We start from the raw sequence: 24,997 nt of genomic DNA on the forward strand, positions 1-24,997 counted from the left end.
TCTGTACGCATACAAACCTGCAACATGAAATATCTGCTTCTTGCATTGCTGCCGATCCTTGCTGTAAATAATATCCGCGCCCAGCAGAAAACCTTCTGCAACCCGATCAACATCGATTATGGTTATACGCCCATACCCAATTTTTCTGAGCAGGGCAGGCACAGGGCCACGGCAGACCCCGTAATCGTTTTGTTCAAAGACAATTACTACCTGTTCTCCACCAACCAGTGGGGTTATTGGTACAGCAGCGATATGCTGAACTGGAAATTCGTATCCCGCAGGTTTTTAAAACCCTACCACCACGTATACGATGAATTGTGTGCTCCTGCAGCATGGGCACAAAACGATACGTTGTTTGTAATAGGATCTACCTACACGCAGGACTTTCCCATATGGATGAGCACAGACCCCACAACAGACAACTGGAAAGAAGCGGTAGATTCATTTAAAACAGGCGCATGGGATCCTGCGTTCCTTGCAGATGATGATGGTAAGCTGTATGCATATTTTGGTTCCAGCAACACCTTTCCTACATATGGCCAGGAAATAAACCGCAAAACGTTTGACACTATTGGTCCGCGCATTTCTTTACTGCGTTTGAATGACAGTATTCATGGCTGGGAGCGTTTTGGAGAGTACCACGACAATACATTCCTGAAGCCTTTTATTGAAGGCTCGTGGATGAATAAATACAATGGCAAATATTACCTGCAGTATGGTGCGCCGGGTACGGAATTCAGCGGTTATGGAGATGGCGTGTATGTAAGCGATAAACCACTCGGGCCTTTTACTTACCAAAGCCACAATCCTTTCTCGTATAAAGCCGGTGGTTATGCCCGTGGTGCAGGACATGGTGCCACCTACCAGGATAAATTTGGCAACTGGTGGCACATAAGCACCATTGGGGTTTGCGTAAAAAACAATTTTGAGCGCCGCAATGGTATTTGGCCTGCCGGGTTTGATAAAGACGGCATTTTATACTGCAACACCGTTTTTGGCGATTACCCTTATTACCTGCCCACGAAAAAACAGGATACTACACGGGTGCATGCAGTATTTACGGGCTGGATGTTGCTGAACTATAACAAGCCTGTGGCGGTATCTTCAACGCTGGGTGGCTACAGTGCCAATAATGCGGTTGATGAAAGCATTAAAACCTACTGGAGTGCCAAAACCGGCAATAAAGGCGAGTGGCTGCAAACAGACCTTGGCGCTGTAAGCACTATTAAAGCAATACAGGTAAATTACGCAGACCAGGATGCAGACAGCAGCTTCCTGGGCAAGATCAATGGTATTTACCACCAGTATATTTTATATACTTCGAATGATGGTAAAACATGGAAAGTGCTGGTTGATAAAAGCAACAACAAAAAAGATGTACCACACGATTATGTTGAGCTAAGCAAACCTGTAGAAGCCCGCTACATAAAGCTTGAAAACATACACATGCCAACAGGTAAATTTGCCATCAGCGGCCTGCGTGTTTTTGGAAATGGCCATGGCAGCGCGCCTGATACCGTTAAAAGCTTCATTGCGCTGCGTGGCGATAGTGAACGCAGGAACGTTTGGTTTAAATGGCAGACCAACGACAATGCCACCGGTTACAATATTTACTTTGGCGAAGCGCCTGGTAAACTTTACAACAATGTGATGGTGTATAATGCCAACGAATATTATTTGAGCGCACTGGAAAAAGATAAAGCCTACTATTTTCAAATAGAAGCATTTAATGAAAACGGCATTTCTAAACGTACAGCGGTTATGAAAGCGGAGTAGGTGGTGAGACGTGAAACGTGAGACGTGAGATGGGAGATATGAAAGATTGGTTGTGTGCGGATCGCTGTAGCTGCCATACCAACCGAACGTACAAGTGAGTGACACAACAGGCGATGAGCAGCATTACAAATGCCGGCTCACAAAAATGCTTCCGCCCGTTTATAAACGTGTTAATCTGTATAAGCAACGAGGTGAATAACCTTTTTATCGAACAGATACAGCGCACCATGATCCTGTAAGTATTTTGCCTGTTGTGTTGCTGTTTGTAAAAACTTATCGAGAAAGTTTTTTACCGTTGCATTGGCTATAGTTGGATTACCGGCATGATTGTTTACACTGCGCAGGTAACTTTTGAGCAGCGTTGGGTATGCCGCCATAAACATAGCTGTACTGCCAAACAATTCGCAATTGATGATCTTATCGCCTGTTATGGCCACAAAGCCCGCAAACAGGCTGTCGCTTGCGCTCATCCTGCTGTTGAAGTAAGCAATGCATGCAGAATCCCGGATAATTGTATCGCGATAAATTTCAAGATAAGCATTGGTTTTATTTACCTTATCGCTTTCGCCCAGTTGCCTGTCTATCTCTTTCCAAACCTTGTTTTGTTTCCTGGCAATATTCACCTGCCGCTTTAAGGCATTGTTGGCAGGGCCTGCATAGCGAAAAGATCGTATGCGTGTATCCCACCTGCCTTTTTCCACACAAAACACCGGCAAAAAAACTTCTTTCTCATCTGGCGGAATCAGCGTGGTAGATGCAAATACGCGGTCCTGCTTACCACCGGCCACCATCTCGCCGCTTTCTATAAGAATATCTTTTTTTGAATGATTTTTTATGGTAAGCATCCCCACGTCTGCGCCGCCGGTTGTGGCCATTTCCTTCACCGTTATCTTGCCTTCCCGCAACGCTTCTTCAAAAGAGATAATGTTCCTTTCTGCCTGCGGCAACTGCGCCATGCCTGTGTCTTTAAATCTTACCGGTATCAGTTTAAGGTTATTACATACCCAGGCCGAATCGTATTGCACATCAAGCGTTGTATAAATAAGCTGGGCATTGGCAACACCGGCCGTAAAGAGTAACAGCCATAACAAACACAAAATTTTAAAGTGGTTCATGTGTTGTTTTTTTAGATACCGGCTACAGCATTTCATGGCATCGACTGTTGCGTCGCAATCCGTTCATCTTCCGGTACAATGATGGAGCAGCCCCGGGGCGAAACTACGCCACTATTTCTATATATGTTGTACTGCAGGAATTGGGTGGCACGGTTGCGCGTGTTTATCTTTGCAGCCCACGAAAATATTTTAGTGCCTTTAAAACAGAACTATGGCTGAAAATAAAGTAAGAGTGCGTTTTGCACCATCGCCTACAGGCGGCCTGCATCTGGGTGGTGTAAGAACGGTGTTGTTTAACTACCTTTTTGCCAGGCACAACAAAGGTGAATTTATCCTGCGTATAGAAGACACAGACCAGACACGTTTTGTGCCCGGCGCCGAAGCATACATTTTTGAATGTTTGCAGTGGTGCGGTTTACAGCCTGATGAAAGCCCGCTGCACGGCGGGCCTTATGCACCTTACCGGCAAAGCGAACGCAAACCCATCTACAGGCAATATGCAGAAGAGCTGGTAAAAAAAGGCTATGCTTATTATGCATTTGATACACCGGAAGAACTGGAAGAAATGCGCACCAGGTTTAAGACAGCAGAAAATCCGGCGCCGCAATACAACCATGTACTGCGCAACGAAATGCGCAATTCGCTTACACTTGGCGAAGAAGCAGTAACACGCCTGCTGGGTGAAGAAGCGCCGTACGTGATCCGCATTAAGATGCCGGTGCAGGAAACGATTACGTTTACAGATATGATACGTGGAGAAGTTTCATTTGAATCTTCCCGGTCTGATGATAAAGTACTGCTGAAAGCAGATGGTATGCCCACGTACCACCTTGCCGTTGTGGTAGATGATTACCTGATGAAGATTACCCACGCATTTCGCGGTGAAGAATGGCTGCCAAGTGCACCGGTGCATATCATGCTCTGGAAATATTTGTTTGGGCTTGAAAATATGCCTCAGTGGGCACATCTGCCATTGATACTTAAACCTGACGGTAACGGTAAACTAAGCAAACGCGATGGTGACCGGCTTGGCTTCCCGGTGTTTGCCATGAACTGGACAGACCCTAAAACAAATGAACTTACACAGGGTTTCAGGGAAAGAGGTTTTTTACCGGAAGCTTTTGTAAACATGCTTGCCATGCTTGGCTGGAATGATGGTACCGAACAGGAAGTGTTTTCTATGGATGAACTGGTTGAAAAATTCTCTCTCGACCGTGTACACAAAGGCGGTGCAAAATTCGATTATGAAAAAGCCAGGTGGTTTAACCATGAATGGATAAAACGGAATGATGTAAGCACATACAAAGACCAGGTGAAAGCGCTCTTTGCACAACACAACATCAACATAACCAATGATGTTGTCTTCGAAAAAGTTCTATCGCTGGTAAAAGACCGCTGCACATTTCTAAATGATTTTATAACGCAGGCATCATTCTTCTTTACTGCACCTGCAACAGTAGATATCAATGCAGTAAAACCCAAATGGGACGATAAGAAAAATTTGTTCTTTCTCGAACTGATCCGCGCTTTTGAAACAGATCTGTTATGGGAACACGAAGAGCTGGAAAAACAGTTTAAAGAAATTGCTGCTGCCAACCAGTTAAAGCCGGGAGAACTGATGTTGCCTTTTCGTATAATGCTGGTGGGCGGTAAGTTTGGCCCCGGTGTTTTTGAAATAGCAGGCATCATTGGTAAAGCAGCAACGATTGCAAGAATAAAAGCGTTGTTGCAGCAACTAAACAGTTAACCACCATCCTGCAATATATACCACAGGCCGGTCTTTAACGACCGGCTTGTTTTTTACCATACTTAAGAGCAAATAAAGCACTCGTATTAAATATTTATTATCTGTTTCGCAGCACTGTTTTTAGTGCGCTGATGTGTGTACTTTGGTGGCCATCTTCTCAAAGATATTACCAAAACTATATGAGTGTCCGGGTATTACTTTATACGTGTAATGCTGACTTAAGAAGGCTTATTGCATTTGCATTAAAAAAACAAACAGTGTTGTTTTTTACATCAGATGCTGACGACTGTTTATACAAACTAACCAAAACAAGCCCGCAACTTATTATTCTGCATGATGACTCAAATGTTTCGCCGATTCATTCAATAGTTGAAAAAATTCGTATCGCGGCATTGTTTGGCACAATTAAGATACTGGTGATTGCAGAAAAAAATGAACCATTGTTGTATGCAGATATTTTGAAAAAAAATGACGATGACATCATCTTCCTGCCAGTATCTGCAAATGCTGTTAACAGCGCCGTACAACAACTGATGCAACAGCCTGCACTTACCTCGAAAAAAGACCTCGATTTTAAAGGGCTTACCATTCAGCCAGACCGTTATACCGTAAGAGTTCGGGAAGCAGAATACCTGTTGCCGAAAAAGGAATTTCTTTTGCTTTACCTGCTTGCATCAAGCCCGGGCAAAATTTTCTCGAGAGATGAAATTATGGAGAGTGTATGGGAGAAGAATATTGTTGTGGGCAACCGGACGATTGATGTACATGTCAGGAAGATCAGGCAAAAGATCAACATGAACTGTATACAGACAATCAAGTCTGTTGGTTACAGGTTTACAAACATCGATTGACGACTTTTTAATAGCCGTAGCCAGGCGCCATTTAAAACTTATTGTTCATCGTTCAAAGTACGGATAAACGCGACCAGTTGCTGTTTTTCTTTCGCGGTCAGGTTTAACCGATCTGCAGGTAATGTCTGGTTGTCCAGTTTTATGCCACGGCCGGCGCCTCCGCCATCATTATAAAATTCTATTACTTCTTCCAGTGAACGAAAAACACCATTATGCATATAAGGAGCGGTTAACGCACTATTGCGTACTGTAACGGTTTTAAAAGCATACAGGTATGGCGCTGACCTTATCATCCGATACTTACCTGAATCCGCGTCAATGACATAAGGTTTATTATTTTCCCGGGGAACGCCCAGTACTTCCGATTCAATTTTATTGAATAAGGGTGGAACATTTCCATTAAACAACGGCATAAAATGACAGGTACCGCATTTAGCTTTTCCCATGAACAAATTGAAACCTGCTGTTTCATTACTATCCAGTTTAGACAGGTCTCCCCTCATGTACTCATCAAACCTGGAAGAAAAACTGCTTTTGGATCTTATATAAACTGCCAGTGCTTTCTGTATACCTGCAGGCGTAATGATCGTATCGCCAAGTGCATTGTGAAAAGCATTTTTATAGCCGGCGTCTTTGCTTAACTCAATTGCTGCATTCACCAGGTTGCCATGCATTTCATCGGGATTTTCTACTACCTGTTTTGCCTGGTCCTCCAGGAATGCTACCCTGCTGTCTGCAAAAAGCGCAGGCTGCAAACCAGCGTAAAGAATGGTCGGCGTATTACGTAAGATTGTTCTTTTACCATCAAAGGTTTTATTCTTTGCCAATCCATCAGAAAATGCTTTGGATTCATCATGACAACTGCTGCAACTCCTTGTATTGGCAACGGATAATCTTTGCTCATTGAACAAAAGCTTTCCAAGCGTTACCAGCGATTCGCTGCCCGAGTCTGTATGACTGCCTGTATAAAAAACGGCATTAAAAATTCCCGGTTCAAAAAGTGTGGGCGCATTTGCTGCAAGCGGCCTGGGCTCTTTGAAAAAAGGTATTGACGCTGCTTGCTGCAACTCATTCAACTGCCGTGTAAGCGGGTTTATATATGCTCTCAGGAAAACGGCCCGGTTAAACTGATCAAAACCGGGGTGTTCATTTGTGTACTCAATAGCGAACATCAATAAATCGCTTAAACGGGCAAATGCTGCTTCTGATGTTTTGCTACGATAAACGCCAAGATAATTTTTGATCGCCTCGAGTGTGGGAGGTATTTCTGTAAGGGCACTAAAAGATACGGGTGTATCAAAACCAGTAATACCCAGCGTTTCAATCCTGAAGCACCCGAGTCTTATGGCATCAAAGATGTGCGCATCTGTAAATACCAGGTTTTCATTCACCATTTCAAGTCTTGTGCTTGCGGCCTTTAGCGCTGCTATTTCCTTTAACAGCAAAGGGTAATTTGCTTTATCATAAACCGGGAACAATAATTCTTCTATTACCTGGAATCCCGTTGGCGGTGAAGGGTAATCAGGGTTATCTGGTTCAACCTCAGGCAATGCGGGCCCGTTAATGGCTTTGGCCGTAGAAGGATTATAGTACTCGGCAAAAGGCTCTACAGCTTTATAGGATTTTCTTGCGGCTAAAAAACAGGCGTTAAAAACGGCCGTATCGTTGCCGGATATTTTTTGCTGTAAACTGTCTACGCTGTTTATGAAAACCCGGAGATAATTTGTGTAGATTGATTTCACCTGTTCACTTGTGCTTTCCGTGGCAGTAGTACAACCCAGGCAGTACATTACACCGGCGATCACAACAAAGTTTAAGCGACTCATCATTGCTGAAATAAATGTTACTGAATAATAAAAACAAAACCCTGTGTGGATACACAAGGTTTACGTTTATGCTAAGGAAAATTATCTTTCCAAACCTCTTACAATTAATACCTGGCTCGCCTGGTTTTCGGTGGCACGCAGTGTGCCGCCATCTACACCTGCATACTTTGCACCTCTCCATGTATGCGGCTGTACACAAAGTAAAAATGTTCCTGGTACATTGACTGTGTTGGAAATATCGATCATAGAGCCATATTCCCATGAACCTTTAGATGATGGGCCTGTGGGGTTATACTTTACGGCATCAGCAGCATCTCTGCGGTGATCGATCTCAAATACCTTTTTTAATTCTTTTGTCAGCAGGTTATATTGATACAGGTACGCATCGTGTGTTTCGTCACCATAGCTGTTTGGATCTTCCTGTACATATACATAATTCTCTGTAACACATATGTTGTCAGGATCCTGGAACTGGTCCGCGATACCCGGTCTTACATCACCATCCAGCACTACTTCTATTTTACCTTTCAGCGGGTTATTCTTATCAAGCTTTAAACGGTAAATGCGGCCATATTTTGTTCTGGATGAATCTGCATTTACACCACTGAAAGGCTGACCTGTTACTGTAAAAAACAACTCGCGGTTTTTATCGCCGCCGCCCTTGCGGTAATCAATATCTTCTACGCGTCCAAATTTTATCGCCGATAACTCTGTTGTTTTTACATTCATCTGGCGCCCTGTCAATGTTGCTGCATCTTCAATTTGTACAAACTCAACATCATATGTACTTCCGGTTGTCATACTTCTTTCCCTTGTATCGAGATTTGTTCTCCTGAGTGTATAAAGTGATCCATTATTTAAATCACCTACTACATCATTCATATAAAGATTTACCTGTCCGCCCTCGTTACCTGAGTCATCATCCGTTACCATAATGATGGTTTTACCGGCATAAGCTTTTTGCGAAAGTGGCAACGCATTTTCAGCACTCCACCTGCCAAGGCCCGGCACTTCTTTACTCATAGATGGTGAATATGCAATTTCAAGCGGGCTTATAGCATGTGTTCTTGATTCTTCTCCACTCTCACCGCATGTGAGATATGTTGGTCCGAATCCGTTTTCCTGAGGCGTGGCCATGGTGGCAGAACACAGGCGCCATGTACCACCATTTGAGTTAAGTATATATTCCCCTTTCAAAGGTCTTAAACGGCCGTCCAGTAATATTCTTGATACAGCAAAGTTGTCTTCATGATTTACGATGTAAGCATACTTCGCATTTGGTATTCCTGCAAACCCTCCTGCAGGTAATTTTAGTAGTCCTGCACCATCTGCAGAACCGCCAAAAATAAATGATGGCGAGTACGACAGCGTGTCATCACTGCCGATCAAGCTATACACTTCGAGTGCTTCAAAGCCGGCAAGCTTTTTTACAAGCGGTGGTGTTACAGAGTAATTGGTTGGCGTAAAGGCATCTGAACTTGCAGTTGCAGAAAGTGCCTGTTCCAGTTCTTTCTTTTCCGATACCTTCTGGCATGCCACTGTTGCCATAAAGCTACCTGCCAGCAGAAGCTTTGATACGGTGTTAAAATTGGTGTTCATTGCTGTTTTTATTTTGCAGCAAATTCTGCAATCACAAGCTCAATAAAGAATAATCACGATGAAGAGATATTAAAGAAATTGTTACCTCAGTATTACTTTTTCTATTCACTGAAAAACATAATATGAACATGTTTCAATTTTTCGTAAATAAAAAACAGGCACTGATGCCTGTTTAGAAATCGATGTATGACAAGTTCAATTATTGCTTTACTATTTTATATGACTGAACCGTTGCTCCTGCAGTTAATCTTACAATATATGTTCCTGCTGAAAAACCGGCTGTTGCTAAAGCAACAGTATTCGTGCCTGCCGTTAGCTGTTGCTGTTTTGCAACAATCAGTCGCCCATGTAAATCATATATTTCTATTGCAACCCTTTCACTTGCAGCAAGTGTTAGCTGCATGGTGAAATTACCGTTAAAGGGGTTTTTGTAAACCGCGTCTGTAAGAGAAAGATTATTACTGAGGCTGATGATTCGCGAATATTTTATACTTCCGTCGGCATCAACCTGTTTAATACGGTACTGCACGCCTGCAACAGTACTGAGTATATTTTTATCGGTATAATAATAACGTTCACTCTTTATTGTATTCATAGCATTAACAAATGCTACTTGTTTAAATGCACTGTTATTATCTGCACGTTCCACAGCGTAGCCCTTCATGTTTATCTCGTTGCTTACTTCCCATCTCAACTGCACGTCATTGCTTACACGTTGTGCGTTAAAAGATACAAGGTTTACCGGCAACAAACCGCAACCGGCTGCTGTAGTACTTACGTAGGGAAATATCCAGAGATTGATATTAAGATCATTATTCGGCTGGTTTGGCCGGTTATAATCTTCGCTGATTCTTGTCCATACACTATCAGATACGTTCCACTCCCACGCGGTCTCCGGAAGCACTTCATCATCTGCTGTAGAAGCAATACATAAAGAGTCATTATTTACACCACCGGTTTGCCATACCAGGCTATCCAACCCAACAGATATATAAAATTTCTTTGAAGATGGTATTGCCACTGCACTGCCAAAATTGATGTTCGTATTTATACCGGCGTCCACATCTGCTTTTATTTCGCTGATCGTTTTTTGTGTGGTGGCCAACAGATTGCCGGGCTTACCTGCAGCATCATCATACACTTTAAAAAATACAGGTTTGGAAAGGTTTGCAGGCGTTTTACAATTTGCTTTCAGAAATTTAATGATGGCTCCCTGTATATATGTGTAAGAAGTAGCGGAAACATCAAAGAAGTTGGCTTTTCTTATATAATCCTGTGCGTTTGAACCGGTAATGTAACCAGCAGGGTAAGATGGCCCAAACGCACTGGGCGCATAATATGTATTAACTGACCAGTTACTGGTTATTGCTTCCTCAAACCTGGTTGTATCACAGCTTTGCGCTGCTGCGTTGAACATGTAGCAGCAGCCGAGTAAAATAAGAAAGTAAAATTTGTTCATTGATTGCATGATGTTAATTTTTATGTTTTGTATGCTTTTACAGATACGAAATATGCTTTTGTTGCAGGCATTTTATTGTATGTAGCCAGCTTTGGTATTTCATGGCATCGGCTGTTGCCACGCTCGTTTTATCGTTCCGTTTTTTATGGCAACTGCAGCGTTGCGTTTTGCACAAGCAGGCTAATGCATGTAGTGTAAATGACAGACCGCAGTTTATTCCCGGATCGCATAGCTCAATAAAGCTTCCGGCGTACAAGTGAGTGACACAACCAAAGCTGATAGCAGCACTTTGCCTGTCTCCTGTTAAAACCGGTATGACAACGATAACGACATGGTATAGCCAAACTTCCTTTCTATAGCCACCAGGTCTGTACCCTTGTTATACTTACCATTGCCATCTACATCATTAAAAAAAACGCTGCTCTTATGCAATACATCTGCCCATGAAAATTCTACGAGGCCTTTGTTGTTAAATAATCCTTTACTGAGTTTAACATCAAGGATCGGGCGTGGCTCTTCAAAAATGATTCTTGAATAATATTGATCGAGCAACCAGATTCTTGCCCCTGCTTTATTGAATAAAACAGAGAGCCCAATGTTGGTTTTAGGTTCTGTATACTGCAGCGAAGCATTGATGATGTATGGCGATTGCCCAAATAATGGCCTTGTACTTTTTTTGCTTTCGTAAAGGCCAACAGTATCTACTTTGGATTTTATAAAAGAAGCATTGGCGTAAAACACCATGCTTTCAAGTCTTTTGCTGATAAAGCTGAAATCTTTGCGCAGCTCCAGTTCTATACCTTCATTGCGTGTATTGCTGATGTTTGCATAATCTACGGTAAGCGTGCCTGTACCAATGCTAGCAACCGGCTCTATGGCATCTTTGAGTTTTTTATAAAACAGGCTTACAGAGTAATATTGCGAATTTGCAAAAAAATGTTCCCACCTGAACTCGTAGTTGTCTATATAAGTTGGCACCAAAGATGGCTTACCATTGAATATGGCGTTGAGTACGAAATCGTAAAAAATGTTTGGCGAAAGCTCCCGGTAAACAGGCCTTGTAACCGTGCGGCCATAACTTAAACGCAGGTTTGCCTTTGGCAATACAGCGTATATAAGGTTTGCAGATGGCAGCCAGTCGTCTTTCTTTATATTGGTAAGCGGTGTTGGCTTAAATGTTTGATCGAGACCATTGAGTTCGTTACGATATTGTTCCAAGCGCATGCCCCACACTATACGTAGCTGCTTTGTAAACCTGTTATCGAACATAGCATATGTTGCCAGGTTTTTTATGTTACCATTATATGTAAGAAACTCGAATGCAGGCTCTGCATAAAACAGGCCATCCTGTGCATTAAAGTTTACAGGTCTAAAAATTTCTCCTATTGGCTGCAGTTGTATAGATTGATCACTTACAAACTCAGTGAAGTTGGTATTAAAATAGCGCAGGCTGGTATTCCTTGAATTATAGTAATAGCTGTTGCCAACTTTAAAATTTTGTTTTTGTCCAAAGAGATTAAATGGAAAGAGTACATCAACGTTATAGCCTTTACTGTTGTCTTGTATGGTATTGAAAAAACGAAGACCGGAGGATACTGTTGCCAGGGTGCCGCCTACGGCAAGTTCAGCAATATATGGTGATGTGCTGTCGAACCTGAAATAGTTCATAAACCGGTTATCGGGTTCATCTCTTTTGAGATTTGTGTAATAGGCAAACCAGTTGACCTTGATTTTTGCTGTACTTAAAACATGCTCGCCGCCTACCTGTGTATTGTATATGCGATTGCTTACAAAGCGGTAAGAGTAAGATTTAATATCCGGCTGGCCTGTAGCAAAATTGCTTCCGCTACGCAGAATCAACTGGTCATTGGAATTGACCGATAGAATATTATTGACAAATAATTTATTGTTTGCATCAAGCCTAAGGGCAAAGTTTGCCAGTGCGCTGGTAAGTATATTATGTGTATAATCTGAGTCGTTGAATTTAAATTCGGGAAAATCGCTTTGTGTTGGTTGCAGCACGTATTGCCGCTTTTGCTCTGCAAAGATTTGTGATGAATTGTAGGTAATGCCAAATATGCCACCCAACCTTGGGTATTGACTTTTACTTAATGCGGCGTTGAAGCCGCCGGATAACTGAAACGCATTATTTAATGCTGCGGAAGCTTTTGGATAAACACCCCAGGTATTAGCAAATGAACGGTCAATGTTTTGTTTACGATCAGGATCATTAAAACGGATATTATTAAACTCCTGTGTGGGTATAACAGCCACAACATCGGGCAGTTTTCTCGTTCCATTATCAAAGCCAAGCCAGTCTGTTTTACTGCCGGGGTAAGTGTAAAAATCTTTATTGACAGTGATACTGTTAAACCCGAGACTTGTTTTAAGTGACAAGAATTTTTTCTCGGGCACATCTTTCGTATTTACGTGGACCAGGCCGCCGGCAAAGCTTCCGGGCATATCGGGCTGTGCACTTTTATAGATGGTTATGTTGTCTACAACTTCTGAAGGAAAGATATCAAAGGCAAAAGTCTTCCTGTCTGACTCGGAACTTGGCAGAATAATACCATTGAGCATTGCTTCGTTGTAGCGGTCATTCATACCACGTACCACCACGTATTTTCCATCCTGCACAGAGGTGCCGCTGATGCGTTTAAGTACGTCGCCGGTATTTCTGTCGGGCGACTTACGTATGAGATCTGCGCTGATGCCATCTGAAACAACAGATGCATTTCTGCGAGTTACAAGTAAGGCATTGAGGTTTTCTTTTTTTGCACTGGTGGCTGTAACCACTACTGCAGTAAGACTGGTATTTTTAGCAGGTAACAATGTAATATTAAGTGTGGTTACCTGCCCTTTGAAAACTTCTATATCTGCAATGTTCTTGGATTCGTAGCCTACATATGATACCAGCAAAGCATATTTACCGGGTAACAGATTTAAAAAAATAAAAGTACCATCAGACTGCGAGTTAACAGGTTTGATTGTTTTGTTATTGATCGTTACAGTGGCACCAACAAGTGCTTGGTTATTTGATTCATCAAGCACCTTTCCGGAGATAACAGCAGTTTGGGAGAAAGCTGCATAAGTGCATATAAGAAATGCAAGAAGCAGCAGCTTACGTTTTGGGCACATCCTTTTTTTACAGGCAAATGTAGCAGGGGTGATAAGCCTTTAAGAAGCTGTATCGGTTATCAAATTGTTACCTGTTTACATTATCATCAGCTGAAATAAACGAATAATTTTCCAACCTCATTATTACGTGATTGTTAGAAAATTGTTACGCAATAGATTCTCCTGTAATTATAGCTGGCATTGAGTTACAGCAGATCATGGCTTAACGATTTGGTAAAATTTAGATAATGTGTTGCAGGATTGTCCCCGGGCATACGGTATATAATTTTACCGAAAATTATTCTTTATGAAATTTCAAATTTTACCATTGAAAACAATTGCAATTGCTGCGCTTGCTTCTGCTGCTTTTACAACAGTTGAGGCACAGACGAAGCCCGTTAAGATTATTAGTGGTGCAGACACACTGATTGCTGCTAACCGCACCTGGGATGCAGATACAACCTATTTCTTAGGTGGTAAAGTGTATGTAACAAATGGGGCAACATTAACTATTCAGCCTGGTACAGTAATCGTTGGCGACACTATAACCAAGGGCACTCTTCTGATTACAAGAGGTGCAAAGATTATTGCTGACGGTACACCATTGTGCCCGATTGTATTTACATCTTCAAAAGGTGTTGGTAAAAGAAGACGTGGCGACTGGGGCGGACTTGTTATTCTTGGTAATGCTACCGTAAACACACCTACCGGTACCGCCAATATAGAAGGTTTACCTGCGTCTGCGCTTACAACCTATGGAGGCGGCGCTACGCCCAACGACAATGACAACTCGGGCATTCTTCGTTATGTACGTGTAGAATATGCAGGTGTTGCACTTGCGCCAAACAATGAAATCAACGGTATTACTTTTGGCGGTGTTGGCCGCGGAACTACCGTTGACTTTATACAGGTAACTTTTGCTAATGATGATTCTTTTGAATGGTTTGGCGGTACTGTAAACTGTAAACACCTGATCGCAAATCAAGGCCTTGATGATGATTTCGACACAGATTTTGGCTATAGTGGTAAGGTGCAGTTCGCAATAGGTCTTAGAAGTCCGTCTGTAGCTGACGTTTCTGGTTCTAATGGATTTGAATCAGACAATGATGCTGCAGGATCATCAAATCTACCACAAACAAGAGCAGTTTTTTCTAACGTGACGCTTAGTGCAGGCGCTGACAGCGCTACGAATGCATTGTTCAGGAATGGTGCTCAAATTCGCCGAAATAGCCATCTTTACATTTACAATTCGGTATTGATGGGATATCCTACAGGTCTGTTACTTGACGGTACGGCTACAAATGCAAACGTGCAGACAGACACAATGGTGCAAAACAATATAATATCAGCCACACAATCCTCCAAATGGGTAACGTCGAATACAGGCAATACAGCCGCAACATCGCTTTTGTTGAATAACGCTGGAAATCGCTTTTATACAAATAATGCGTCGGGAGTAAGACTTTCAAATCCATATAATTTGAACAATCCTAACTTTAGACCGGCAAATCAGTCTCCGGCGAGAACCGGTGCTAACTTTAACCACATCGGGCTAACGGATGTTTTTTTTACAAAAGTTAATTTTGTTGGATCCATGGGACCTAAGGCATCTGATAATTGGGCCACTACATGGGTTAACTGGAATCCTGCACAGACAGATTACAAATCTGTAAATGCAAATTGTGCAACAGCAAGGGCTGCTGCAGTGGCGGTAACAGATGAAATAAGGGTAGAAGCTTCTGCACCTTCTGTGGCTGTAACACCAAATCCTTCCAGGGGAAATTTTAAAGTTAACATCAATGGCCTGAATGGTAATGTAACAGTTCGTGTTACAAACATGACTGGCGCAGTGGTATACAACAAATCTGTAAATGTTGTAGCTAAAGCTTCGTTTGTTGATGTAAATCTTACTAATGCAACTGCCGGCTTATACTTTGTAACAGTTACAAACGGTAAGCAAAGCACTACGCAGAAAATAAATATCATACAGTAAATTAGCATGTGTTAATTCAATGTTAGACACCGCACCTGTTTTTTAACAGGTGCTTTTTTTTTGCTTTTCTGCGAAAACCCGGTTGCCACATGTCCAAACATAATGGTAAAAAAAACCCCAACAACAGTTGGGGTTTTGAATATTTATGAACCACCCGCCTTTCGCGGTGCGGAAACACTATTGCCTTTTTTTGCTGAAGATATACTTTTACTCACAATGAATGAGGATCCTTTTGCATGACTGCCGCCGCCGCTGCTTTTAGCAACAAGACCTGATGTGGCAGTTTTTTTCGGGGCTTTTGCTTTTGTTCTTTTTGAATTAGATTTTGCCATAGCTTATTATTTTTTTGTTCGATGATAAAGTATACGTGATGCTGACTTCGGGCTGTCTGTGCGCTTAACTGACCGCAGACATTAGGTTGTTCAGTCATGATCGCAGGAGATGCCATGAAAGCGGAACTTTGAAGTGAGTGACACAACAGGCGATGCCACGAAGTACAACTGCCGGTTAACAAAATTTTATGCGTAAATTCTTTCGATAGCGTCTCTGTATTTTTCCAGTACGATCTTTCGCTTTAAACTCATTTTCGGCGTCATTTCGCCTGTTTCTATACTCCACTCGCGTGGCAGCAATTCAAACTTCTTTATCTGCTCTACATGATTGAAGTTAGGGTTGATTTCCTCTACCGCATTTTTATACAACTCCAGCACTTTAGGATGCTTAACCACCTCTTCATTTGTTGTAAACGTTATGCCTTGCTGTTGCATCCATGATTTTAACATGAGAAAGGAAGGAACAATTAATGCGCCTACAAACTTTCGTTCTGAACCTACCACCATTACCTGCTCTACATACGGGCTGCTTTTGAGCAAATTTTCGATTGGTTGTGGTGCAACATACTTGCCACCACTGGTTTTGAAAAGTTCTTTTTTACGGTCTGTTATTTTCAGGAAGCGAAAAGCAGGGTGTTTCCTGTTCTCTACCCAAGTTCCGATATCTCCCGTATGCAACCAGCCATCGATAACTGTTTCTGCAGTAAGATCGGGACGTTTATAATAGCCTTTCATTACGGTGCTGCCTTTTACCAATATTTCGCCATCTTCTGCCAGTTTTACTTCAATGCCGTTTATAACAGGGCCAACAGTACCAAATTTTGTAAGCCCTTTGCCCTGCCTGTTTACGCTTATTACCGGGCTGTTTTCTGTTGGTCCATAGCCTTCGTAAACAGGTATCCTGGCAGCGTTAAAAATGCGGAGCAGTTTTTCCTGGCATGCAGCACCACCGGTTATTATGAATTTGATATTATTGCCCAATGCCTCGCGCCATTTGCTGAAGATGAGCTTGTTTGCAATGGCGAGCTGCATATTGTACCATGGGCCGCCACTGATGTTGTTATCATACTTTTCACCCAACTCCACGGCCCAGAAAAAAAGCTTTCTTTTAATGCCTGTGAGCTCGTTACCCTTGCTCATTATTTTTTCAAACACTTTTTCAAGCAGCCGTGGTACTGTATCGAAACCGTCTGGTTTTAACTCACGCAGGTTGTCTGCGATTGTTTCCAGGCTCTCAGCAAAGTACACACCGATGCAGTTGAACATGTAGATATAAGAAGTACATTTCTCAAATATGTGATTGAGCGGAAGAAAGCTGAGTACTTTATAGGCCGGGTTATCCGGAAAAGGAAAGCTTTCTATACCGTATAGTCCGCAGCTTACAATATTTTTATGTGTAAGCATAACGCCTTTGGGTGTACCTGTTGTACCAGAAGTGTAAATTATGGTTGCCAGGTGAGAGTCGGGAATAGATGCTTTGAGATCCTGCACTTTTTTAATGGCATCAGCAGAAGCCATATTCAACACCATCGTCCAGTGGTCGACACCTTCAATTGTATCGAAGCAATAAATGTGCTTCAGCGTGGGTACATAAGCGCTTATACTTTTTACTTTATCAAACAAATCCTGGCTGCTTACAAAAATGTATTTAACGGCAGCATCGTTTAAAATAAACTGCAGTTCATTGGGATTTGTGGTGGGATAAATGGGCACCAGGATTGCACCTGTCTGCTGCACCGCCATATCTGTGAAAAGCCACTCGGGCCTGTTGTTGCTGATAATGGCGATTTTGTCACTGCCCTCGTCTGTCATATCATTACCGCTTACACCGAGCTCCAGTAAGCCTGCTGCAAAACGATCTACAATATCACCCACTTCACTCGAACTGTATTTTCTCCATGAACCGTTGATCTTTGCCGCAAGCATATCTTCTTTCGGATGCTTGTGTAGTTGTAACGCTATGCAATCAAATAACCGCTTTGGTTTATCCATCTTTTGCAATCGTATTAGTTATACAAATATTCGTCAATGTAAGGTATAAAAATTGAACCAATTAAAAAAAGAGTGGCAGTTGACCGATAGCTTTTCCGCAGGCGTCTTTATATGTTTAATTTGAATGATCATTTACTGAAACTGTTTCTATACTTACAGCTTATTGTAATATTTTGCCTGCCTTCATTTTTATAAGTATTGCGGAACAGCTATTCAGCGGCTATACTTACCTTTAATGCAAACAGATGCCGCATGAAAAAATTTTTCCTCTTCTTCTACTGCCTGTGCATTTCGTGTTTTGTGTTTGCACAGAAAAATTACACTCCTGCACCCGAGAACCTGCAGGCACGGCAATGGTTTGCTGACGCCCGGTTCGGCTTGTTTATCCATTGGGGGCCTTTCAGCATTCCTGGTGATGGCGAATGGGTAATGAATAACAGGAACATAACAGTAAAAAATTATTCCCGCCTGATGGATTTTTTCAACCCCATTCAGTTTGATGCTGCAAAATGGGTGGGCATGGCAAAGGATGCGGGTATGAAATACATAACACTTATTACCCGGCACCATGACGGGTTTAGCATGTGGAATACAAAATATTCAGATTTCAATATCATGAATACGCCGTATAAAAAAGATATTGTAAAGCTCATGGCAGATGAATGCCATAAACAGGGCATCAAACTTTACCTGTACTATTCGCTGCTCGACTGGAGACGCGATGATTATTCATGGTCTACCGGCAGAACCGGTAAAGGAACCGGGCGCACAGTGCAGGGCAACTGGAATGACTACCTCTCTTTTATGAAAAATCAGTTAACGGAACTATTGACCAATTATGGTGAAATAGGCGGTATCTGGTTCGACGGACATTGGGACCAGACCGCACCGGAAGGGGCTGCCGACAGAAGTGCCAAAATAGATTGGCATTACGACGAAATATATGGCCTTATACACAAACTGCAGCCTGCATGTTTAATTGGTAATAACCACCATATGACACCCTTCCCGGGTGAAGATTTCCAGATGTTTGAGAAAGATTTGCCGGGTGAAAACAAATCTGGCTTAAGCTACCAGGAAGCATCTGATAAACTACCTGTTGAAACCTGTGAAACCATCAACAATTCGTGGGGCTTTAATATTACTGATACTACCTATAAATCCAATGAGCAACTGCTCCACTATCTTGTAAAAGCATCAGGCCTTGGCGTAAACTTCCTGTTGAATATCGGCCCTATGCCAAACGGAGAAATTCAGCCAGAATTTAAAGACCGCTTACACTGGATGGGTGACTGGCTGCGTACCTATGGGGAAAGCATTTACAACACCAATGCCGGCTACCTGAAGCCGCAGGCATGGGGTTGCCTTACACAAAAAACAGATAAAATTTACGTGCATGTTTTTGACAATAAACGTGCATCTGTAATACTGGAACAATTCCCTTTCAAAAAGATAAAAAAAGCATATCTGTTAAAAGACAAAACCGCGGTAAAAACACAACTGAAAAATGATATGGCGCAGCTTTTTTTGCCCGACAATATTGATGAACCGGACGAAGTAATTGTGCTTGAAGTAAAGAATTAGTAATACAAAAAGGGGTGATTTCAATATCACCCCTTTTAATTTTGTCTTGTTATTTTTGATCTATGTTTTACACCATTACAATGCCGTGGCTGGTAAGAAAAATGTATCCTACATTAACATGGGAAAAACCTGCTGATCAAAAAACGATATACCTCACTTTTGATGATGGACCGCACCCTGCAGCAACACCTTTTGTACTTGATACGCTTGCTTCATTCAACGCAAAAGCTACGTTTTTTTGCATAGGTAAAAATGTGGCAGCACACATGGATATTTACAAACGCATTATCGCGGAAGGGCATGGAGTAGGTAACCATACCTTTAACCATCTCAATGGCTGGAAAACAAGTAACGAACAATATTTCAACGACATCTTCGAGGCAGCAAAATATATTGACAGTAGTTTGTTTCGCCCGCCGTATGGCCGCATTAATAAGTTCCAGGTAAAACTGCTGCAAAAAGAAAATAGCGAAAACAGGAACAATGCTTTTCATATTATTATGTGGAGCGTTCTAAGCGGAGATTTCGATGTAAAACTTTCACCACAAAAATGCCTGAGTAATGTTATCCTACATACCAGGCCCGGCAGCATTATTGTTTTCCACGATAGTACCAAGGCGTGGGAAAGAATGAGCTATGCATTACCTCTTGTACTCGAACATTTTTGTAAAGCAGGTTATCGTTTCAGTGCGCTGGAAACATGAATGCAGATTTTTTGGCACCCGGCTTTCACTCATCTATGTAACAATTGTTGCGTCGCACTCTTGTACGCCATAACGCTGTGCAACAACGATACTGCATTTCGCCACAACAGCCTAATCCTAATTGTGAAAACAAGACAGGTAATATACTTTCAAATCAAGGTTGGAACATTAATAAAACGGTAACCAGAAGTAAGATCGCACGATGCTGAAAAGTGGTTTGCAGTACAAGAGTGCGACGCAACTAAAGCTGATAGTAGTAATGCAGATGGGTACAAAGTATAGGGCATACATAAAAAAAAGAGAGCTAAGGTAGACACCTCAGCCCGTTTTTAATCCGTACCCTATGAAAACTATACAAAGGTAAATCTTTCATGTTAATAACCAAAAGAATTACCAATTAATTTCAAAAATTTTTCCGTTAATGGTCAGTGTTGCTTTACGGTCGCAGGTGCCATTACCAAAATCCAAAACACTTTTAAGGTTTTGACTGTTGATCTCTATTTTTCCCGCAACCGTCCATGGACAAATAAGTTTGCGCACAAGTGGCTCAGTTACAGTACCGGTCCATTGGTAAGCATTTGTACCACTTACAATTGTTCCGTTAGAGTTACCGGTGATGTTGTACACATCATCTACCGGGAAATACGGCGTATTCATTCCTTCGGTTTGCGCCCAGCTACGCGTTCTGTTCCATGTGGTGTATGTACCGGATGGGGCGGTAATCTTTCCGTTTTCAATAACCGACGTAAATGAATGACCGTCTGCCGTGCTGTTGTTAGCTAAAGTGTGTTTACCCTCTACCTGTAATGAATCAAAATAAAAACCCTCGAATGTGGTTGTGGCAGTGTTGCCTGCTACAAACAGCGGACCTGTATATACTGTTGACATCTTACCTTTTCTCACATGCCCGTCGCGGCCCGTACAACCTTCTCCAAAGTCGAGAGTAACTGTTTTGGGGAATACGCCCACAGTTTCAGGGCTGATGGTAGCAGTAAAGCAATGCTCCCACCCGGTTTGCCAAGGCGCTACATTATTTGCACCGGGTACAAACACCCCAATGCCGGTGCCTATACCAAATTCGGTATTTACACCCAATACATTATCAGCAACATCATTGTAAACCGCGTCTGCCTGGTTATCTGCGGCAGCCGTTGCCGTCACGGCAGCTTCACCGGTGGCACCTGGTGTGGCATTGTCAGACTTTGAGCACGAACCCAGCGATAAAATGGACATAAAAGCAGCAACCATGCAGGCAGGGGCGATGGCCAGTTTTTGCATAATAGGAAGTTTAATTTGGTTATGGACGGTTAAACGTAGAAAGAGGTTTAACTAACATAAACAAATAGTTAAATTATACCATATATGTATGTTGCAAACGATGGCTTAAGTTTGCAACCGGGGAAATAATACCAGCAATGAAACTGATTGATTCGCATACACACCTTTACAGTGAAGAATTTAAAGGCGACATAAAAGCAGTGGTAGAGCGTGCCGAGGCGCAGGGCGTTGAAAAATTTTTTTTGCCCGCAATTGACAGCAGTACGCACACCGCAATGATGGCGCTTGAAACAGCATACCCGGGCAAAGTTTTTTCGATGATGGGTTTACACCCTTGTTCTGTAAACGCAGATTACCGGCAGGAACTCAGCATTGCAGAGGCATGGCTTGACAAAAGAAAATTTGTTGCGGTAGGAGAAGCAGGGCTGGATTTTTACTGGGATAAAACGTATACGCAAGAGCAGTATAAAGCCTTTGAGATGCAGATGCAATGGGCGCTGGACAGGCACCTGCCTATAGTAATTCATACTCGCAATGCCATGCAGGAAACGATTGAGGCGGTACAGCCGTTTGCAAAAAAAGGATTGACCGGTATTTTCCATTGTTTTGGCGGTAGTTTTGAAGATGCCGCGGCAATTACCGGTATGGGCTTTTTGCTGGGTATAGGCGGAGTGGTAACGTACAAAAATGCAGGTTTGCAACAGGTGATTGAAAAATTAGACCTGTCGCACATTGTTCTGGAAACTGACGCTCCTTACCTTACACCTGTACCCTACCGCGGAAAGCGCAATGAAAGCAGCTATCTTTTATATGTTGCCGAAAAGATTGCCACGATAAAAAATATGCCGGTACTGGAAGTGGCGGCCATTACCAGCGCCAATGCAGAAAAAATATTCGGCTGCTGATAAGCAAACAATTATTTTTGCAGCCCTGAAAAAAATGGAGAGTTGTCCGAGTGGTTGAAGGAGCACGCCTGGAAAGTGTGTATACCTCTAAAGGGTATCGAGGGTTCGAATCCCTCACTCTCCGCACCAAAACCTTAGTGGTAGATTTTACTGTACCAGCATTGTTTGTATTTTTCTTTCGCTTATTTTCCGCTTTTGGCTTACCTGCATTGCCTGTTTTATGAAACCAATCTTAAGGAAAGTTGATACCGGACATAATTATTCTTTTAGCGTAAGAGAAGATATTCTGCCTTACCTGTATAACCACTGGCATTACCACCCGGAAGTTGAACTTACACTAATAAAAAAAGGAACAGGTATACGGCTGGTGGGCGATAGCGTTGAACAATTTGAAAACAACGACCTTATACTGCTCGGCGCAAACCTGCCACATTACTGGCGAAGCGATGCGATCTACTTCAAAGAGCTGCAGGACATGCATATAGAAGCCATCGCTGTTCATTTTAAAGAAGATTGCTGGGGCAAAGATTTTTTGGAAATGCCCGAATTTGTCCCGCTAAAAAAACTGTTGCAGGATGCAAAAAAAGGCATGCGCATTACAGGCAAAACCAAACAGCAACTGCTACCGCTGATGGAAGATATGTTGCACGCAAAAGATGCCAAACGTGTTATTACGCTGCTGGATATGCTGCATATCATTGCTGCGTCGAAAGATGTAAAATACTTATCCAGCGCTGGTTTCACCAAATCGTACGACCATGCCAATACCGAGCGCATAAACGAGATCTACAATTTTACTTTCAATAATTTTCAGCAGGAGATAAGCATTAAATCTATTGCCGCAGCGGTTAACCTTAGCCCCAATTCTTTTTGCCGCTATTTTAAAACACGCACGCTCAAAACATACTGGCAGTTTTTGCTGGAGGTACGTATTGGCTATGCCTGCAAGCTTTTAATAGCAGATAAACTGAGCGTGGCCGGCATATGTTACGAATGTGGTTTCAACAATCTTTCCAACTTTAACCGTCATTTTAAAAACATGATGGGTATGACGCCGCTGCAATACAGTAAAACATACTTGCACCACAGGTAGATTATATGGTACCAGGCTGCAGCACATGCATGAAGCTTTTGTTGCGTCGCACTCTTGTGCTGCAGAAGCTATATGCAGCAAAGCGAAGACCGGCGCGTAGACAGTACCCTTTGTAGTAAAACGTATATGCATAACCAGAGCGCTGCAGCCGCCATAAAAGGGGAACCATGAACCGAGCGTGGCAAGCGGCGATGCCATGAAATACCATTGCCGGCCACCAATATTTTCTTGCCTTACCTTTGCTGTTAAACATTTACAATACATGGCAGAAGATCTTACCATTGCAACAGGTAATAAAAAAGAACAGTACGAACATCTTATACCACAGATTGCGGCATTAACCGAAGGCGAACCAGATCTTATTGCCAACCTGGCGAATACAGTGGCAGCGCTTAAAGAGCAGTTTGGATGGTTTTGGGTAGGCTTTTACCTGGTAAAAGATAACGAGCTTGTACTGGGGCCATTCCAGGGGCCGGTGGCCTGTACACGTATACGCAAAGGCCGTGGCGTATGTGGCGCAAGCTGGGAGAAGGCACAAACGCTGATTGTACCCGACGTAGAAAAATTTCCGGGCCACATTGCGTGCAGCAGTTTATCAAAATCTGAAATTGTCGTTCCCATTATACGCAATAATGAAGTTATAGCAGTACTGGATGTTGACAGCGATGTGTATGATTCTTTTGATGAAACAGATAAGTTGTATCTGGAGCGGGTGGTTGCTTCGGTTAGTTTTATATAGCCAGAAGATGTTGGAATAAATTATTTTACGAGGTCAAAACTATTCAGAAGATCGTTTATTTCTGCATCTATCTTTTTTGGCGCAGAAGATTCTTTGACGCGCTCATTGTCAAAACTCGCCTGTATATCGCTCAGCCATTTATCTGTGTATGAAAGTCCTGCAAAGTCCAGCATACGTTTAATTTCATTTTGGTCGGTCATAATATCTTCCATGCGAAACACCTGCATATTTTCTCCATAGAGATTTTCATAAATCGCTTTGTATTTTTGAGCCGCTTTAAAGACTGCCACATGATAATAAAGTAATCCTTTTTGTTGAACAACCTGAGCAAAGTTCCTGATCTTAGGGCCGAATGGCAATGCTTTGGCAACCTGCCTGAGATAAAGCATCCGTGCAGTATAGCGCACAAACCTGGGCAGATCATTTATTGAAATCTGCTTCAACAAGCCACGTTCACTTATTGCTCCTTGCAGATCTTTAGAACCGGTATAAAGGAAATATTTTTTAAGAATTATGGAAAGTTTGAAAGAGTCTTTTTTCAATGAACGACTATAGTTTGAATAAATGCATCTTACAGCGTTTCTTTCGATATAAATGATCTGTGCTTCCGGAAATACTTTATGCACAAGGTATGGGCGCAGGGAATTGATGGGAGATTTTTCAACGAGTCTTTTTGCACCAAGGTTTAATAAAAATTTTTTCCTTATTTGAGCAGCTACCTGATCGTCGGCATCGTACTCTTCGTCTGACAAGTATTTGAAATTACCCGATTTCCATAATGCATGCGGTTCTACTTCAATATGTACGCCAGGTAAACTTCCCAATATATGTGAGACAAGTGTTGTGCCCGAACGAGCCATGCCGATTATTAGTATTGGTTTTGACAT

General features: G+C 42.4%; 18 protein-coding genes and 1 tRNA gene. 10 read left to right on the forward strand and 9 right to left on the reverse strand.

The features are described 5' to 3' along the window. Nucleotides 1–24 precede the first annotated feature (24 nt). Nucleotides 25–1,776, forward strand: a complete 1,752-nt coding sequence (locus I5907_RS04390; protein WP_196989509.1) for a discoidin domain-containing protein — start codon at nucleotides 25–27, stop codon at nucleotides 1,774–1,776. Between the two features lie 170 nt (nucleotides 1,777–1,946). On the opposite strand, the gene I5907_RS04395 is transcribed toward I5907_RS04390, so the two are convergent. After that, nucleotides 1,947–2,891, reverse strand: coding sequence for an ARPP-1 family domain-containing protein (locus I5907_RS04395; RefSeq protein WP_196989510.1), 945 nt, complete (start codon nucleotides 2,889–2,891; stop codon nucleotides 1,947–1,949). Nucleotides 2,892–3,102: 211 nt separating this feature from the next. On the opposite strand from I5907_RS04395, the gene gltX reads away from it, so the two are divergent. After that, nucleotides 3,103–4,638 carry a glutamate--tRNA ligase gene (gene gltX, locus I5907_RS04400; RefSeq protein ID WP_196989511.1) on the forward strand — a complete coding sequence of 512 codons (1,536 nt, stop codon included), beginning with the start codon at nucleotides 3,103–3,105 and terminating at the stop codon, nucleotides 4,636–4,638. A 179-nt stretch (nucleotides 4,639–4,817) separates the two neighbouring features. Then, a complete protein-coding gene (locus tag I5907_RS04405; RefSeq protein ID WP_196989512.1) occupies nucleotides 4,818–5,489 on the forward strand; it encodes a winged helix-turn-helix transcriptional regulator in 672 nt (223 codons plus the stop codon). A 38-nt stretch (nucleotides 5,490–5,527) separates the two neighbouring features. Here I5907_RS04405 and I5907_RS04410 read toward each other — a convergent pair whose 3' ends face one another. The 4 genes from I5907_RS04410 to I5907_RS04425 form a co-directional block, all read right to left on the reverse strand. Further along, a complete protein-coding gene (locus tag I5907_RS04410) occupies nucleotides 5,528–7,318 on the reverse strand; it encodes a cytochrome c peroxidase (RefSeq protein WP_196989513.1) in 1,791 nt (596 codons plus the stop codon). A gap of 78 nt (nucleotides 7,319–7,396) precedes the next feature. Further along, complete coding sequence (locus I5907_RS04415) at nucleotides 7,397–8,914, reverse strand: PhoX family protein (protein WP_196989514.1); 1,518 nt, start codon at nucleotides 8,912–8,914, stop codon at nucleotides 7,397–7,399. Nucleotides 8,915–9,113: 199 nt separating this feature from the next. Next, nucleotides 9,114–10,382 carry a T9SS type A sorting domain-containing protein gene (locus tag I5907_RS04420; protein ID WP_196989515.1) on the reverse strand — a complete coding sequence of 423 codons (1,269 nt, stop codon included), beginning with the start codon at nucleotides 10,380–10,382 and terminating at the stop codon, nucleotides 9,114–9,116. Between the two features lie 294 nt (nucleotides 10,383–10,676). After that, the gene (locus I5907_RS04425) at nucleotides 10,677–13,511 is read right to left on the reverse strand and encodes a TonB-dependent receptor (protein ID WP_196989516.1); all 2,835 of its coding nucleotides are present in this window, start codon (nucleotides 13,509–13,511) and stop codon (nucleotides 10,677–10,679) included. Between the two features lie 286 nt (nucleotides 13,512–13,797). Between I5907_RS04425 and I5907_RS04430 the strand changes: the two genes are divergently transcribed. Further along, nucleotides 13,798–15,483 carry a T9SS type A sorting domain-containing protein gene (locus tag I5907_RS04430; protein ID WP_196989517.1) on the forward strand — a complete coding sequence of 562 codons (1,686 nt, stop codon included), beginning with the start codon at nucleotides 13,798–13,800 and terminating at the stop codon, nucleotides 15,481–15,483. A 143-nt stretch (nucleotides 15,484–15,626) separates the two neighbouring features. Here I5907_RS04430 and I5907_RS04435 read toward each other — a convergent pair whose 3' ends face one another. After that, nucleotides 15,627–15,815 (reverse strand): hypothetical protein, encoded by a 189-nt coding sequence (locus tag I5907_RS04435; protein ID WP_196989518.1) that lies wholly within the window; start codon nucleotides 15,813–15,815, stop codon nucleotides 15,627–15,629. Between the two features lie 186 nt (nucleotides 15,816–16,001). Next, the gene (locus I5907_RS04440; protein WP_196989519.1) at nucleotides 16,002–17,807 is read right to left on the reverse strand and encodes an AMP-dependent synthetase/ligase; all 1,806 of its coding nucleotides are present in this window, start codon (nucleotides 17,805–17,807) and stop codon (nucleotides 16,002–16,004) included. Between the two features lie 252 nt (nucleotides 17,808–18,059). Here I5907_RS04440 and I5907_RS04445 point away from each other — a divergent pair, with 252 nt between their 5' ends. Next, nucleotides 18,060–19,391, forward strand: coding sequence for an alpha-L-fucosidase (locus I5907_RS04445; RefSeq protein WP_196989520.1), 1,332 nt, complete (start codon nucleotides 18,060–18,062; stop codon nucleotides 19,389–19,391). Between the two features lie 62 nt (nucleotides 19,392–19,453). Next, nucleotides 19,454–20,095 (forward strand): polysaccharide deacetylase family protein, encoded by a 642-nt coding sequence (locus I5907_RS04450; RefSeq protein ID WP_196989521.1) that lies wholly within the window; start codon nucleotides 19,454–19,456, stop codon nucleotides 20,093–20,095. A 390-nt stretch (nucleotides 20,096–20,485) separates the two neighbouring features. Here I5907_RS04450 and I5907_RS04455 read toward each other — a convergent pair whose 3' ends face one another. After that, complete coding sequence (locus tag I5907_RS04455; RefSeq protein ID WP_196989522.1) at nucleotides 20,486–21,373, reverse strand: hypothetical protein; 888 nt, start codon at nucleotides 21,371–21,373, stop codon at nucleotides 20,486–20,488. Nucleotides 21,374–21,510: 137 nt separating this feature from the next. Here I5907_RS04455 and I5907_RS04460 point away from each other — a divergent pair, with 137 nt between their 5' ends. The 4 genes from I5907_RS04460 (at nucleotide 21,511) to I5907_RS04475 (ending at nucleotide 24,110) form a co-directional block, all read left to right on the forward strand. Further along, on the forward strand, nucleotides 21,511–22,278 hold the full coding sequence (locus tag I5907_RS04460) for a TatD family hydrolase (RefSeq protein WP_196989523.1): 768 nt from the start codon (nucleotides 21,511–21,513) through the stop codon (nucleotides 22,276–22,278). Between the two features lie 36 nt (nucleotides 22,279–22,314). Beyond that, a tRNA-Ser gene (locus I5907_RS04465) sits at nucleotides 22,315–22,402 on the forward strand. 96 nt (nucleotides 22,403–22,498) lie between these two features. After that, entirely contained in the window at nucleotides 22,499–23,371 is an 873-nt protein-coding gene (locus I5907_RS04470; protein WP_196989524.1) for an AraC family transcriptional regulator, read from the forward strand. Nucleotides 23,372–23,633: 262 nt separating this feature from the next. Beyond that, a complete protein-coding gene (locus I5907_RS04475) occupies nucleotides 23,634–24,110 on the forward strand; it encodes a GAF domain-containing protein (protein ID WP_196989525.1) in 477 nt (158 codons plus the stop codon). 20 nt (nucleotides 24,111–24,130) lie between these two features. On the opposite strand, the gene I5907_RS04480 is transcribed toward I5907_RS04475, so the two are convergent. Next, nucleotides 24,131–24,997, reverse strand: coding sequence for a sulfotransferase family protein (locus I5907_RS04480; RefSeq protein WP_196989526.1), 867 nt, complete (start codon nucleotides 24,995–24,997; stop codon nucleotides 24,131–24,133).

The organism is Panacibacter microcysteis (assembly GCF_015831355.1).
Lineage (GTDB): Bacteria > Bacteroidota > Bacteroidia > Chitinophagales > Chitinophagaceae > Panacibacter > Panacibacter microcysteis.

Bases quoted from the DNA above. Each gene is read 5' to 3' on its own strand.
- I5907_RS04455 (WP_196989522.1), bottom strand. From the start codon at position 21,373: ATGCAAAAACTGGCCATCGCCCCTGCCTGCATGGTTGCTGCTTTTATG.
- I5907_RS04480 (WP_196989526.1), bottom strand. From the start codon at position 24,997: ATGTCAAAACCAATACTAATAATCGGCATGGCTCGTTCGGGCACAACA.
- I5907_RS04430 (WP_196989517.1), top strand. From the start codon at position 13,798: ATGAAATTTCAAATTTTACCATTGAAAACAATTGCAATTGCTGCGCTT.
- I5907_RS04390 (WP_196989509.1), top strand. From the start codon at position 25: ATGAAATATCTGCTTCTTGCATTGCTGCCGATCCTTGCTGTAAATAAT.
- I5907_RS04415 (WP_196989514.1), bottom strand. From the start codon at position 8,914: ATGAACACCAATTTTAACACCGTATCAAAGCTTCTGCTGGCAGGTAGC.
- I5907_RS04410 (WP_196989513.1), bottom strand. From the start codon at position 7,318: ATGATGAGTCGCTTAAACTTTGTTGTGATCGCCGGTGTAATGTACTGC.
- I5907_RS04450 (WP_196989521.1), top strand. From the start codon at position 19,454: ATGTTTTACACCATTACAATGCCGTGGCTGGTAAGAAAAATGTATCCT.
- I5907_RS04475 (WP_196989525.1), top strand. From the start codon at position 23,634: ATGGCAGAAGATCTTACCATTGCAACAGGTAATAAAAAAGAACAGTAC.
- I5907_RS04435 (WP_196989518.1), bottom strand. From the start codon at position 15,815: ATGGCAAAATCTAATTCAAAAAGAACAAAAGCAAAAGCCCCGAAAAAA.
- I5907_RS04405 (WP_196989512.1), top strand. From the start codon at position 4,818: ATGAGTGTCCGGGTATTACTTTATACGTGTAATGCTGACTTAAGAAGG.
- I5907_RS04460 (WP_196989523.1), top strand. From the start codon at position 21,511: ATGAAACTGATTGATTCGCATACACACCTTTACAGTGAAGAATTTAAA.
- I5907_RS04445 (WP_196989520.1), top strand. From the start codon at position 18,060: ATGAAAAAATTTTTCCTCTTCTTCTACTGCCTGTGCATTTCGTGTTTT.
- I5907_RS04470 (WP_196989524.1), top strand. From the start codon at position 22,499: ATGAAACCAATCTTAAGGAAAGTTGATACCGGACATAATTATTCTTTT.
- I5907_RS04420 (WP_196989515.1), bottom strand. From the start codon at position 10,382: ATGCAATCAATGAACAAATTTTACTTTCTTATTTTACTCGGCTGCTGC.
- I5907_RS04395 (WP_196989510.1), bottom strand. From the start codon at position 2,891: ATGAACCACTTTAAAATTTTGTGTTTGTTATGGCTGTTACTCTTTACG.
- I5907_RS04425 (WP_196989516.1), bottom strand. From the start codon at position 13,511: ATGTGCCCAAAACGTAAGCTGCTGCTTCTTGCATTTCTTATATGCACT.
- gltX (WP_196989511.1), top strand. From the start codon at position 3,103: ATGGCTGAAAATAAAGTAAGAGTGCGTTTTGCACCATCGCCTACAGGC.
- I5907_RS04440 (WP_196989519.1), bottom strand. From the start codon at position 17,807: ATGGATAAACCAAAGCGGTTATTTGATTGCATAGCGTTACAACTACAC.